The sequence below is a fragment of the Sanguibacter suarezii NBRC 16159 genome, from assembly GCF_001552735.1.
In the GTDB taxonomy this organism is placed as follows: Bacteria; Actinomycetota; Actinomycetes; order Actinomycetales; family Cellulomonadaceae; genus Sanguibacter; species Sanguibacter suarezii.
In genome coordinates this window covers 1-13,343 of record NZ_BCRT01000007.1, presented here as the reverse complement: position 1 = coordinate 13,343, position 13,343 = coordinate 1, and the positions used below count along the sequence as shown (strand labels likewise).

The following is a 13,343-nucleotide window of genomic DNA, read 5'->3' as shown; positions in this document are numbered from 1 at the left end:
GCCAGGCACCCGAGGTGACGGGCGACGTCGGGCACGGCTCCCCCGGGGCCCCGCGCGGCCATCGCGAGCCCTCTGCGGGCGCGCCCCCGGGGCGAGGGGGGCGGCGCGCGCCGGGGACGGGAACCGTGCCGCGGGTCCTGTACGTGCCGGCTGCCCTCGGCCTGGCGCTGCTCGTGCTGCCGCTCGCCGGGCTCCTGGAGCGGGTGGACTGGGCGACCCTGCCCGCGGACATCACCTCCCCCGAGGCGCTCAGCGCGCTGAGCCTGTCGCTGCGCACCGGCCTCGCCGCGACCGCGGTGTGCTTGGTGCTCGGGCTGCCGCTGGCACTGGTCATCGCCCGCGCCCCGGCGCGCACGGCGGGGATGCTGCGCGCCCTCGTCACGGTGCCACTGGTGCTGCCACCGATGGTCGGCGGCATCGCGCTGCTGTTCCTGCTCGGGCGCAACGGGCTGGTCGGGCAGGTGCTCGACGTCTGGGGCGTCCACCTGCCGTTCACCACCGCCGCCGTGGTGATCGCCCAGTCCTTCGTCGCGCTGCCCTTCCTCGTGCTCGCCGTCGAGGGGGCGCTGCGCACCGCGGGCACCGGGTACGAGCAGGTCGCCGCGACCCTCGGGGCGGGCCGCTGGACGGTGTTCACCCGGATCACGCTGCCGCTCGTGCGCCCCGGGCTGGTGGCCGGGACGGTGCTGTGCTTCGCCCGGGCCCTCGGGGAGTTCGGCGCGACCGCGCTGTTCGCCGGGAACGCCGCCGGTACCACCCGGACCATGCCGCTGGCGATCTATACCGCCTTCAACGGCGCCGGCGTGAGCCAGGGCTCGGCCATCGCCCTGTCCCTCATGCTGCTCGTCGTCGCGGTGGTCATCCTCGTGCTCGTGCGCGGCTGGCAGCCGGGGGCGACGCGGTGACGGCGCAGCCCGACTCCGCAGGAGGAGCTGCGACGGGGGCAGCGCTGGACGCCGATCTGCACGTGAGCCGCGGTTCCTTCACCGCCCGCGCCCGTCTGCAGCTGGCCGGCGGCGAGGTCCTCGCCCTCCTCGGCCCCAACGGCGCCGGGAAGTCCACGCTGCTCGCCGCCCTCGCCGGCCTGCTCCTGCCCGACTCCGGCCACGTCCGCCTCGACGGGAGCGACCTGACCCGGGTGGGTGGCCCGGGCGCCCCGGTGCACGTCCCGCCGTCGGGCCGCGGCATCGGGCTGCTGAGCCAGGACCCGATGCTCTTCCCGCACCTGAGCGCCCTCGCCAACGTCGCCTTCGGGCCCCGCGCCCAGGGCACCCCGGCCCGCGCCGCCACCGCCGAGGCGGCGCGCTGGCTCGAGCGGGTGGGCCTCCTCGGGCTCGGCGACCGGCGGCCGTCCGAGCTCTCCGGCGGGCAGCAGCAACGGGTCGCGATCGCCCGCGCCCTCGCCGCGGCGCCGCGCCTGCTGCTGCTGGACGAGCCCTTCGCCTCCCTCGACATCGACACCGCCCCGGCTGTGCGCCGGCTGCTCCGCGACCAGCTCCGAGCCAGCGGCACGACCGCCGTCCTGGTCACCCACGACGTGCTCGACGCCGTCGTGCTCGCCGACCAGACGGCGGTGCTCGTCGACGGTGAGGTGGTCGACGCCGGACCGACCGCGCGGGTCCTGGTCGCGCCGCGCTCACCCTTCACCGCCCGCATCGCCGGGGTCAACCTCATCCTGGGCACCGCCGACGGCGGCGCACTGGTCACCGCGGACGGCCTGCGGATCGCCGGGGCCGGCGGCGAGCAGGTGGCCGTGCCCGACGGCGCTCCCGTCGCCGCCGTCTTCCGGCCGGCGTCGGTCATCGTCAGCCTGCACCGGCCCGAGGGCACCAGCCCGCGCAACGGCTGGCCCGCGACGATCGTCGCGCTCGAGCACGGTCCCACCGGCATCCGGGTGCAGACCGTCGAGCCTGCCGTGGCGGCGGACCTCACCGCAGGGGCAGTCGCCGAGCTGGGCCTCGCCGAGGGGTCGACCGTCTGGCTGTCGGTCAAGGCGAACGAGGTCACGCTGCACCGACGATAAGGCGGTTCGCTTGTCGAATTCACAGATTTGTCTGAGAGTATTCAACAAATGAGTCTGTCGATCTTCGCTGCGTTAGCTGCCGCTGCCGGGTACGGCGGCGGTTCTGTTGTCCAGGCGATGGCCTCGAACCAGGCCGCAGGGTTCAAGGTCTTCAGCCGTCCGGCGTACGCCGTCGGCACCGTCATCACCCTCATCGCCTGGGTGTTCTCGCTGGTCGCGCTGAAGTACCTGCCGCTGATCACCGTCCAGACCGTCCTCGCCTCGGCCCTCGTGGTCACCGTGATGCTGGACCGCGTGGTCTTCGGCACCCGGCTGCGCCGCATCGATGTGGTGGCGGCGTTTGCCGTGACGGGAGCCCTCGCGCTCACCGCGCTGGGCACCGGCGCGCAGTCCCGCGCCGCGACCCCGAGCTGGTTCGGGTTCTCCATGCTCGTCCTGCTCATCGCCCTGCTCGCCGCGACCGTCCTGACCTACCGACGGGCGAACTCCTCCGTGCAGGCTGTGCTCAGCGGCCTCGCCTCAGCAGGCCTTGCGATGTGCGCCCGCGCCGCGCACGGGGCCTCCGGCGGATGGATCGAGTTCCTCCTGACGCCCATGGCGTGGCTGACCATCGGCTTCGCGATCTTGTCCTCGGTCACCTTCTCCCGCGCGGTCGAGCGCGGGACGGTAGGCCCGGCCCGCGCGCTGGTCGGCGTCACCCAGGTTGTCGTGCCGGGTCTGGTGGGCATCACCGTCCTGGGCGACACAGTCCGTGACGGCTGGGGCATGACCACCCTCTTCGCCGTGCTCGTCGCCCTCGTCGGCTGCGCCATCCTGGCCACTCGTCCCGTCACGGCCCCGCCCGGCTCGCGCGGCACCGACCCGGACGCACCCGACCTCGCCGAGCCCGCCGCCGTCGCGCTGGAGCTCGCGGCCCTCGAGCGCGTCCCCGCGCCCCGCGCCCTCTTCCCCGACCGAAGCTCCACCGGCCCGACCCCCTGACCCACCGGTCCCAGTCCCACCCACCGGTCCTTTCCCCCCAGCGCCCAAGGCCCCGTCTCACCCTCTCGCGCTCGGTGAGGTCGTCTATCAGGGGCGAGGTCGTCTGTTCAGATAGACGACCTCGCCCCTGATAGACGACCTCACGGGAGGCGGATGGGAGGCGGAGGCGGATGGGAGACGGACAAGGACGCCGACGTCCGGTGTGGGCTGGCGGGGCTGCGCACATGTCGGGGTCTGGCTGCAGTTGTCCACAGGTGCGGCTAGGGCACTCCCCTGGTGGGCCGCGTGGGCGCAGGATCGACTCGTGCCCCGCCGCCCTGGTCCGCCCTCCCCGACCCAGCTCGACCGCGCGCCGCTGCCCGCCGTCCATCTCTCGCGTCACTACCCTCGCCCGCACATCGCTGACCGTGTCCGCCGCGGGGAGTGGGTGCAGGTTCGCCCAGGCGCTTACGTCGACACGGTGCCTGGCGAAGCGATCTATGCCCGACGCCGTCGGCTCGCCCTGGCACGGATTGTCGCCGTCGCGGACCAGTCGGCTGGCGGCCTGACCTTCACCCGGGCATCCGCCGCGCTGCTCTGGGGCTTGCCGTTGCACTCAGTGCCCGCGCAGACTCACGTGGCCCAGTCCTCCCGCCCGACGGGGCACGGCGCGCCTGACATCGCCCGCCACCACGGCCGACCCTCGCAGCGGCAGTCCACCCTCCGGCACGGGCTACCGGTCACCACCCTGGAACACACCCTCGTGGACTGTGCGCAGGCACTGTCCCCGCTGGCTGCCCTGATCGTGGCGGACGCCGCGCTGCACGTGGGTGCAGACCCGGCGGCCTGCGCCGAGATCCTCCGCTCGCGCGCAGGCCAGCGCGGCGTGGTGCAGGCACGAGAGATCCTGACCCTGGCCGACGCCGGCTCCGAGTCCCCCGGCGAGACGACGCTGAGGTTCACGCTGCTCGTGCTCGGACTTCCCGTCCCAGAGACCCAGATCCGCGTCAGCACCCCGTCGGGCACCTTCTGGTCGGACCTCGGGTGGCGCGAAGCGGGTCTGCTCTGCGAGTACGACGGCGTGACGAAGTACGGCTCGAACGGCACCGCGAGCGACGCCGTCATCCGTGAGAAACGACGCCAAGATGCTGTGGAGGAGGAGGGCTGGCGCGTGATGCGAGTCGTCCGCCAGGACCTCCGCTCGCGTCCGGTGCTGCTGCGACGCATCCACCGGCTCATGCCGGGCGTCCAGCTCACCCCGCGCCCTCTCCTCACCATGGACTAGCCCTGGGGGTTTCCCCGGGCTCCCCCGGACCTGCCGCCCCGCCCGACCGTCTTCCATACCGCCCTGCCCAGCCGCTGCGCCCGCCCAACCGGCCCAGCTGCCCGCCCGCCCGCCCGCCTGCCCGCCCGGCTGCCCGCCAGCCCGCCCGCCTGCCCGGCTGCCCGCCCGCCAGCCGAGGTCGTCTATCAGGTGCGAGGTCGTCTATCTGAATAGACGACCTCGCACCTGATAGACGACCTCACCGAAGCGAGGTGGCGGAGGGGGACGGCGCGGAGAGTGGGTGAGCCGGGTGAGGGGGGCGGAGCCGACAGGGCTGAGAGGGGGAGAGCGGAGGAGAGGAGACAGGGGAGGCGGGAACGGTGTCAGGTTCGGGGGCGGGTGGGGAGGGTGTCGTCGAAGGAGTCGTCGACGTCGGGGGCCGTGGTTGCGTGCTGCCACGGGGGGACGGGGAGGTCGCCGTCGGCGAGGTGCGCGACGTCGACCACGACGGCGGTGATGTTGTCGCGGCCTCGTACCGAGAGCGCGTGGGCGACGAGCTGTGACGCGGCTGCCTGCGGGTCCTCGACCGAGGCCAGGACGTCGCGGATCTGGTCGTCTGTGAGCTCTCCTGTGAGCCCGTCGGTGCAGGCCAGGTAGCGGTCACCGACCTGCACGGGGATGGATCGCACGTCCGGCTCGGAGTCCCCCACGGAGCTGATCGCACGGGTGATGATGTTGCGGTGCGGGTGCGTGCGCGCCTCGGAGGGCGCGATGGCGCCGGAGTCGACGAGCTCCTGCACAGTGGAGTGGTCCTTGGTCAGCTGCTCGAGCACACCGTCGCGCAGGCGGTAGGTGCGCGAGTCGCCGATGTTCACCACGGCCACCGACGGCACGCCGTCCTGGCTCGAGACGCCGATGCCGGACAACGTCGTCCCGCCGGAGAGCTCTGAGGGTGCGAAGAACTCCACGATCGCCAGCCGCCCGCGCCTGACACCCTGCAGGAGGTCGTCCTCGGTGACGCAGGGGCGGTCCACGAGCTGCGCGAAGGTCCCGACGACGAGCGAGGCGGCGATGTCACCGGCTGCGTGCCCACCCATGCCGTCTGCGACGAGGAAGAGGGGCGGCGCGGCCAAGAAGGCGTCCTCGTTGTGACGGCGCACCGCGCCCGTGTCGGTCGCCGCGCCCCACCGCCCGCTGAACGGCACAGGGACGGGCTGGGTCACCGGCGGTCCCGGTGGATGGTGTGCTCGAGGTCGCCGCCGTCGTCCGGTGCCACGGGCGCCGCGGCGATAGCGAAGGACAGGTCCCCCACGGTCACCGCGGACCCGTAGGCGGCGAGCACAGCAGTGCCTGCGACGAGCGCCGTCGGGGCGCCGTACCTGCCGATGATCGTCGAGCCGTTGGTGGAGCCGAGGTCGGTGAGCCAGACCCCGGAGGCCTCGACCCGGAAGGACAGGTGCGCCTTGGAGACCGTGCGGGTCACGTCGGTGACAGTGAGGACCCCGGGCTCGATCACGGGCATCTCCCCTGTCCGGCTGGGCCGCGGGGCTCGGCCGATCACGCCAGATCCGGTGGCCTCGTGGACCTGCCCCGAGGCGAAGGTGAAGATCGCCCGAGCTGGCGTGGCACCAGACGGCGGCGCTACGGGAGGCGGAGCAACCGGAGAGGCGACCACCGGAGGCGCCGCGACCGGCGGGACCGGCACGACCGGCGCAACCGGCATGACTGGAGGCGCTGACACGACCGGCGGAGGCGGCGGTACCGGCGGCAGACGCACGACCCCGACCGGGATCGAGGTGCCCGGCAGCGGCACCGGCGGCACCGCTGGCACCGCTGGCACCGCTGGCACCGCTGGCACCGCTGGCACCGGCGGCACGGTCGGCACCGGTGGCGCAAAACCACTCGCGCGCTGCTGACCGAACTGAGTGCCGTGCTGTCCCGGTGCCAGGGAGCTGACGGACGGCCCCACCCAGGTCGGCGCGTCGCCGACGAGGTCACCGTCCAGGGGACCACCCCTGCGCGGAGCGGCCCCGGTGGCCGGCATGGCGGACACGGCGAGGAACGGGTCGCGCCCGGCTTCGATGTCGAGCAGGACGAGGCCGGTCAGCCCGTCGTACCAGGCGCGGCGCTCACCGTCCTTGTTCGCGAGGATCTGCACGACGGCGACGACCCATCCCACCAGGACCGCGCCGCCGAGGTTGGCCAGCGCGAATCGGCCCCAGGCCGCGAAACCGGGTGCTCCGCCGGTGCGCAGGTCGACCAGGCGCAGGCCCGTGGCTCTCTTGCCGGGGCTGACCCCTGTCTGCACGAACCGCAGCCCCACGACGACGAAGCCCACCAGCCAGCCCAGGCCCAGCACGACACCGACCACGACGAGACCTGGCAGCTCCTTGGCCACCCCCACCTGCACGGCGATGCTCGCGACCACGGCAGGGGCCGCCGAGACGAGTCCGTCCGTGAACGCCGCCGCCGTCCTGCGTCCAGGCGCCGCAGGGACGCAGCCGGACAGCACCGTCGAGCCTGCCGGTCGCGGCTGCCCAGGCGCACCGGGTCCGCTCAGGCCACCTGGTCCGGCGTACCGCGCGCCAGGCGTCGGCGGGGCGACGGGCTGCGTCGGTCCAGCCTGGGACGGATAGGGCTGCGGGGCGCCAGGTGCGAACGACATTGAGGGCTCCTTCGGCAGGACCGGACAGACCGGTCTATCGGGGGACACTCTACGAGGTTCGAGGCGTTCGCGGGATACCCAGTCCGTCTCCCGCGCCCAGCGCGCGGCCGATCGAGGCGAGCGCGTGGGCCATCGCCGTCTCGCTGCCGGGCGCGGACGCACCGGCCGGAAGCACCCCGACCACCCCGTCGACGTCGAGCAGCTGCTCGGCGTAGTCGATCGCCGCAGCGACTCCGGCCTGGTAGGGGTCGCGGGCGGCGAGGATCGACTCGACGTACCCGGTGGGCAGCACCGCTGCGGCGAAGGAGGCGAGCTGGACCGCTCCGGGGCGGTCGATGACGACGGGAACTCCCGGCAGGAAGGGCACGTCAGCGCCCGCCTCCCGCGCGGCGTCGACGAAGCGGCGCACGTCGTCGACGTCGCCGCAGTACTGCGGGAAGCACAGCTGGGCGCCGGCGCGCACCTTCTGCGCCAGGCGCGACGCCCGCAGGGCGACCGGCGGCGAGGCCGGGGACTCCGCGACCGAGACGGTCAGCCCCAGGCGCCGGGCGAGGGCGACCACCTCGGTGGACTCCAGGTCGAAGACGGCCCGGGCGTCGGGCCGGTCTCCGGTGAGGGTGTGATCGCCGGTGACCGCGTGGATCCCGGCCACCCCGACGTGCGCGAGCGCCGCGAGCTCACCCTCCAGCGCCACCCGGTTGCGGTCCCGGCAGGTGACCCCGGCCCACGCGGGCAGACCGGCGGCCTGGATGAGGTGCGCCCGGTACGCGGGCGGGAACTGCACCCGGGCCTGCCCGGAGTCGCCGGCCAGGACGGCGTCGACCGTGCCCTGCATGATCTCGGCGCAGATGGTGACCGACTCCGCGTCCAGCGCCCGGGAGGGGAAGGCGGAGACGACGACGGGACGGACGGCGGCGAGGGCGAGCAGGTCGAGCGACGCTGACCCGGTGGCCGGCCGGGTGGCCGCGCCGGTGGCCGGTCGGGTCGCACGGTCCGGCCACCGGTCCGCGGCGCCGGCCCACCGGACCACCGGGGCGTCGAGGAAGGTGCACCGGTGCACGGAGACCTCGCACGCCCCGTCAGCGCCCACCCCTCCGCACGGCCCGTAGGTCATGTCCTTGGGGCAGGTGAAGGCGGGTGGCGCCACGGTCGGCGCCGCGGTTGATGTCATGGTTCCTCCGGTGGAACGAGATGGATGCCTCCGTGATCACCGAGCCAGACTGAGTGCGGCTGGCGTGCCCACCGCCCCAGCCGTGGCGCGCGCCGACGCCTTGGCCGTCGCGATCCGCTCGGCGGTCGCGTCCTCGGGGACGTAGGCGAGCTCCATCCCCTGGCTGCGAGCGCTGTGCACGATCCGGGCGTGCAGCTCGAGGCTGGCGTCGGCGGCGAGGTCGGAGGTGAGCTGCCCGTCCTTGCTGACCTGCACTCCCCCGACGAAGACGTCGGTGAGGTTGCGCAGCCCGCAGGCCATGACGTAGGTCGCCACCACGTCCCAGATCGGCCCGGTGTCCGGGCGGCGAGGGTCCACGACCAGGAAGTCCGCTCGCTTGCCCACCTCGAGGCTGCCGATCTGATCCTCGACCCCGAGCGCCTCCGCGGACCCGAGGGTGTGCATGCGCAGCACCTCCCGCGGGGTCATGATCGCGGCGTCGGAGTGCAGGGCCCGGAGCGTGTACATCCCGATCCGCATGTTCTGGAAGGGGTCGGAGATGTCGGTGCAGGACTGGTCGTCGAGGCCGATCCCGATCCGCATGCCCAGGTCCCGCAGCCGCACGACGTCTGCCACCCCCGAGCCCAGGCGCCCGTTGGACGTCGGCTGCCACACCATCGCGCAGCCGGCCGCGGCGGCCCGCTCGACCATGGCGTCGGTCGGGTGGACGAAGTGGCCGAAGAGGAACCGCGCGCCCAGCGCCCCGGCGTCGTCGTACCAGCTGAACTTGGACTGCTGGAAGGCGATGTTCTCCGCGGTCTCGACGAAGTGCGCCTGGTTGGAGACGCCGAGCTCGCGCATCATCTGTGCCTCGAGCTCGGCGGTGCGCGGCGCGCTCGACCACTGCACCGCGCCCATGATCGAGGAGCCGAGGAACTGCGCGGGCGGGGTGCGGTCGCGGCTCGCGTGGACCATCTCGGTGAAGGTGTCGATGGTCTCGGTCTCGGTGAAGGCCTCGTCGTCCAGCCGAAAGCTGTTGACCACCCGGATTCCGGAGTCCGCCGTCGCGTCGAACTGGCGGGTGAGGTACTCCGTGGGGTTGATCGTGGCGGCGACGTTGCGCTCGGCGGGGGCGTCGTAGAGCCACGCCACGCGCGAGTGCGTGAAGTTGTAGGCCGAGGTGATGCCGTTGCCGAGGAAGTCCAGGCTGCCGTGCAGCGTGTACCAGTAGAGGTCCTCCGCCCCCGAGCCGAGCAGCGCCTTGCCGTTCTGGAGCACCCACGGATAGAGGGTGTCGGAGTGCGCCAGCCCGCGCAGCCCGGAGGTGTAGATGTGGCTGTGCGCGGAGACGAACCCCGGGGCGACCATCGCGCCGCCGACGTCGATGATCTCGACGTCGGCCGGCTCGCCGAGGCGAGCTGCTTCGTCGGCGGTGGGCGCGGGCGGGGCGGGCGGGGTGCCGGGACCGATCCCGGTGATGGTGCCGTCGGTGCCCACGCTCATCCAGCCGAGGTACCAGTCCGGGTGCGGGCCGGCGTCGGCCATGGGGAGGAGCAGGGCGTTGACGATCATGAGGGGGCGGGCGAGGGGCTGCGTGGTGGGCACGGTGTCTCCTGCGGTCGGACCCCGCCGAGGTCGCACCCGAAGAAGGGTGCGTAGGCGTGCTCACGGAGGCCGACTCTTGTGACCCTAGGGCCAGGTCAGGGCTCGGAAGTGGCGTCTTACGCAGTTCTTCCACAACGTTTACCCGCCGGAAACGCGGCCTCTCCTGACGGAAACAATCGGCCCCTACCGTGAATGTTGATGGCATCAACATCGATACATCTCCAGGGAGACGAGGAGGATCACCGTGACGACCCTTGCACTTGCACCGGGACACGCAGTGACCACGCCGATGGCACCGGCCTTGACCTCAGAGCCACCCCGCACCACCCCCTCCGAGCAGCCGGCGCCCGACGTGCGCCCGGCCTACCGCGAGGCCATGTCCACCCTCGCCGGCGGCGTCTGCGTCATCACCACCGACGACGACGGCACACCCACCGGGCTGACCGTCACGACAGGGTTCAGCGTGAGCATGGACCCCCCGATCTTCGGCGTCTGCGTGGCCAACAGCTCACGCACCCTGCCCGCGCTGCTGGCCCGGGGCGCCTTCGTCGCCAACGTGCTCGACGGCGACGCAGCCCACGTCGCGACGAGCTTCGCGAGCCGGTCCCCGGACAAGTTCGTCTCGGCGGCGGGCCCGATCGCCCGAGGCACCACCGAGAGCGGCCTGCCCTGGCTCCCCCAGGACAGCCTGCGCGGGGTCGAGTGCGAGATCACCCAGACCATCCCCGCGGGAGACCACACGCTCATCCTCGCCGCGGTGCGCACCGTGCACGCCTCCCCCGGCGACGGCTCGCACGGCCTGGGCTACCTCGCCCGCACCTTCCACCCGCTCGCCCTGGCCCCTGCGGTCTGACCGTCTCCCGCCCGCCGCACCTCGTACTTCGCACCTCGAACCGAAAGGCTTCCCATGACCGGCGCAGCTCCCATCGTCCGCAAGCTCACCGACATCCCCGGCTTCCTCATCTCCCCCGACGACACCGTCCGCCTCGCCGAGCTCGCCGGCCCCACCCACGGGACCAGCGCGAGCGTCTTCCTGGAGATCTGGGAACCCGGCGGCGCGCAGCCGCTCAACTCCCACGAGGACTCCGCGGAGATCTTCATCGTGCTGTCCGGCCAGGCCGAGGCGCACAGCGACGCCGAGACCGTCGACCTCGTCGCCGGTGACGTGCTCATCCTGGCTCCCGGCTCCGAGCACCGGATCATCAACACCTCCGCGACCGACCGCCTGTACACGATCACCGTCATGGCCAACGACGGCGGCTTCGCCAAGCTCGTCACCGACGGCACCGAGGTGCCGCTCACCAGCGAGGACCTCGGCCACCTCGTGCGGTCGCTGGCTCCCACGGCACCTGCGGCTGTCTGAGCCATGACCACCACGGCCGAGCGGCTCCCCGTCCTGCACCCCCTCTCGACGGGGATCGAGATCCCCGGGCACGGGCGCGGCTCACGCCCGGGCTACCTCCCCGCGACGCCGCGCACCGTGCTGTGGGGCCGCCTGCCCTGCGCCGACGACTCCCCCGTGCTGACCATCAACGCGGGAGAGTCGCTGTGGATCGACACCGTGAGCCACGAGGGCATCCTGGAAGACCAGGGGCGCGACCCGGTCGCCTTCTTCGGCGGGCACGGCGTGCCCGCCGTCGACGTGCTTCACGACGCCGTGCGGGTGGCCCGGGAGGTCTCGCACGACCCGCTCACCGACGGACCGCACGTGATCACCGGCCCGATCGAGGTCCGCGGCGCCCGGGTGGGCGACGTGCTCTCGATCACCGTGCTCGACCTCGCGCTGCGCACCGGCTACGGGATCGTCTCCAACCGGCACGGACGCGGGGCGCTGCCCGAGCAGTTCCCGGTCGACGGTTCCCTAGATGTGGTCTCGATCCTGTGCACGGTGGACCAGCCGGTCGGCGCGGCGGGGACGGCGCTCACCGGGTCGATGGCCGCCGGACCCGGCGACCGGCGTCGGGTCCGCTTCCCGTTGCGTCCCTTCCTGGGGACCATGGGGGTGGCCGTGGCCGGGACCGAGCGCGCCCACTCCGTGCCGCCAGGGGCGCACGGCGGCAACGTCGACGTGTCGCTGCTCGGGGTCGGATCGACGCTCAACATCCCGGTCCAGGTCCCCGGCGCGCTCGCCTACGTCGGCGACCCGCACTTCGCCCAGGGGGACGGGGAGGTGGCGCTCACCGCCTTCGAGGCACCGCTGCGCGCCCACCTGCGCTTCGACCTCATCCGCCGCGAGACCCTCACCGCCCCGCGGGCACTGTGGGGCGAGACGGAGGAGCTGCTCATCCCGATCGGCCTCGACGTCGACCTGAACGAGGCGATGCGCCAGGCCACCCGCAGCGCGGTCGCCCTGCTCACCGACGCCGGGATGGACCCGGCGCACGCCTTCGCCTACCTGTCCGCCGCCGGCGACTTCGCCGTCTCCCAGGTGGTGGACCGGGTCAGCGGGGTGCACGGGAAGATCCGCAAGGCGGACCTGGTGGAGCTGCTGGAGGCGGCCCCCTCGCCCGGCGGCTGAGCTTCGGGGGTCAGCTGGTCACACGCGGACACATCGTCCTAGGGGGCAAGACGTCGTGCGGGAATGAAATCTGCACGGAGTACGCTGACATCAATGCTTCGGGGTCGGTGAAAGTCCGAACCGGCGGTGAAAGTCCGCGACCCGGCCAGGGAAACCTGGACGGTTGAACCGGTGGAACTCCGGTACCGACAGTCAAAGTCTGGATGGGAGAAGCATGCGGCAGAGCCCTGTCGTCGCCCGTTCGGCGACGCCCGGTGCTCGGCGGCAGAGAGGGTGCGTCCACGGACGCCGCCGTCTCGACGGTTCGCCGTCGACGTCGGTCGGCGAGCCCGCAGATCTCCCACTCCTCCCTGTGCCTACCCCGGAGTCGACTTCGGAAAGGTAGACGCAGTGGACCTCATCAGCTGGCTGTTCGACGCTCAGCTCGTCATCGGTGACCAGCACATCCTCTGGCGCGAGATCATCGGGAACGTCTTCGGCCTGATCTGCGCCCTCGGCGGGATGCGGCGCAAGGTATGGGCCTGGCCGGTGGGGATCGTCGGCAACCTGCTGCTGCTCACCGTCTTCCTCGGGACGGTCTTCAACACCCCCAGCTCGGTCAACCTGCTCGGCCAGGCCGGGCGTCAGGTCATGTTCATCGCCGTGTCGGTGTACGGCTGGGTGCGGTGGAAGCAGAGCAAGGCCGACACCGGCACCGGCGTGCAGCCCGAGTGGGCGACGTGGGGACAGCGGGCCTTCATCGTCGTCGCCATGGTGGGTGGGACTGCCCTGCTGACGCCGGTGTTCCGTGCGCTGGAATCCTACGAGCCGGTGTGGGCCGACGCGTGGATCTTCGTCGGGTCGCTGCTGGCCACCTACGGCATGGCACGCGGCTGGGTGGAGTTCTGGCTGATCTGGGTCGCGGTCGACGCAGTCGGAGTCCCGCTGCTGGTCAGCGCCGGGTTCTACGCCTCAGCCTTCATGTACCTGTTCTACGGGGCGTTCACGCTCATCGGCTTCTTCGTCTGGGCACGGGTCCGCCGGGCACAACCAGCCCCAGAGACAGTCCCCGTCGCCGCAGCCTGACCTGCGCTCTGAGGCCGGACCAGGCCGGCCCGACTGGGCCAGCTTGTCGGTCCAGGCCAGCCCTGTCCGTCTGCTGAGGTCGTCTATCAGGGG

At 72.7% G+C, this 13,343-nt stretch carries 12 protein-coding genes and 1 riboswitch; of the genes, 8 read left to right on the top strand and 4 right to left on the bottom strand.

The features are described from left to right. The first annotated feature begins 125 nt into the window (after positions 1-125). The 4 genes from SS2_RS03120 to SS2_RS03105 all read left to right on the top strand — a co-directional run bounded on the left by SS2_RS03120 (position 126) and on the right by SS2_RS03105 (position 4,268). The gene (locus SS2_RS03120; RefSeq protein ID WP_066460988.1) at positions 126-905 is read left to right on the top strand and encodes an ABC transporter permease; all 780 of its coding nucleotides are present in this window, start codon (positions 126-128) and stop codon (positions 903-905) included. Between the two features lie 62 nt (positions 906-967). Next, positions 968-2,023, top strand: a complete 1,056-nt coding sequence (locus SS2_RS03115) for a sulfate/molybdate ABC transporter ATP-binding protein (protein ID WP_245643320.1) — start codon at positions 968-970, stop codon at positions 2,021-2,023. A gap of 48 nt (positions 2,024-2,071) precedes the next feature. Then, a complete protein-coding gene (locus tag SS2_RS03110) occupies positions 2,072-3,004 on the top strand; it encodes a DMT family transporter (RefSeq protein WP_157607170.1) in 933 nt (310 codons plus the stop codon). A gap of 304 nt (positions 3,005-3,308) precedes the next feature. Continuing rightward, complete coding sequence (locus tag SS2_RS03105; protein ID WP_066460982.1) at positions 3,309-4,268, top strand: hypothetical protein; 960 nt, start codon at positions 3,309-3,311, stop codon at positions 4,266-4,268. Between the two features lie 362 nt (positions 4,269-4,630). Here the strand turns inward: SS2_RS03105 and SS2_RS03100 are convergent, their stop codons facing one another. Genes SS2_RS03100 through SS2_RS03085 form a run of 4 tightly spaced genes read right to left on the bottom strand, consistent with a single transcriptional unit; the run spans position 4,631 to position 9,667 of the window. Beyond that, a complete protein-coding gene (locus SS2_RS03100) occupies positions 4,631-5,470 on the bottom strand; it encodes a PP2C family protein-serine/threonine phosphatase (protein WP_066460981.1) in 840 nt (279 codons plus the stop codon). Continuing rightward, positions 5,467-6,912 (bottom strand): RDD family protein, encoded by a 1,446-nt coding sequence (locus SS2_RS03095; RefSeq protein WP_083941638.1) that lies wholly within the window; start codon positions 6,910-6,912, stop codon positions 5,467-5,469. The genes SS2_RS03100 and SS2_RS03095 overlap by 4 nt, the downstream gene beginning before the upstream one ends. Positions 6,913-6,961: 49 nt before the next feature. Next, positions 6,962-8,083, bottom strand: coding sequence for a methylenetetrahydrofolate reductase C-terminal domain-containing protein (locus SS2_RS03090; RefSeq protein ID WP_066460976.1), 1,122 nt, complete (start codon positions 8,081-8,083; stop codon positions 6,962-6,964). A 36-nt stretch (positions 8,084-8,119) separates the two neighbouring features. Beyond that, positions 8,120-9,667 carry an amidohydrolase family protein gene (locus tag SS2_RS03085; protein ID WP_245643318.1) on the bottom strand — a complete coding sequence of 516 codons (1,548 nt, stop codon included), beginning with the start codon at positions 9,665-9,667 and terminating at the stop codon, positions 8,120-8,122. Positions 9,668-9,911: 244 nt separating this feature from the next. Between SS2_RS03085 and SS2_RS03080 the strand changes: the two genes are divergently transcribed. The 4 genes from SS2_RS03080 (at position 9,912) to pnuC (ending at position 13,250) form a co-directional block, all read left to right on the top strand. Then, positions 9,912-10,520 (top strand): flavin reductase family protein, encoded by a 609-nt coding sequence (locus SS2_RS03080; RefSeq protein ID WP_157607169.1) that lies wholly within the window; start codon positions 9,912-9,914, stop codon positions 10,518-10,520. A 54-nt stretch (positions 10,521-10,574) separates the two neighbouring features. Continuing rightward, positions 10,575-11,030, top strand: a complete 456-nt coding sequence (locus tag SS2_RS03075; RefSeq protein WP_066460973.1) for a cupin domain-containing protein — start codon at positions 10,575-10,577, stop codon at positions 11,028-11,030. A gap of 3 nt (positions 11,031-11,033) precedes the next feature. Then, positions 11,034-12,185, top strand: a complete 1,152-nt coding sequence (locus SS2_RS03070; protein ID WP_066460971.1) for an acetamidase/formamidase family protein — start codon at positions 11,034-11,036, stop codon at positions 12,183-12,185. A gap of 90 nt (positions 12,186-12,275) precedes the next feature. Continuing rightward, positions 12,276-12,404: riboswitch (FMN riboswitch) on the top strand. Positions 12,405-12,575: 171 nt separating this feature from the next. Beyond that, positions 12,576-13,250, top strand: coding sequence for a nicotinamide riboside transporter PnuC (gene pnuC / locus SS2_RS03065; RefSeq protein WP_066460969.1), 675 nt, complete (start codon positions 12,576-12,578; stop codon positions 13,248-13,250). Positions 13,251-13,343 lie beyond the last annotated feature (93 nt).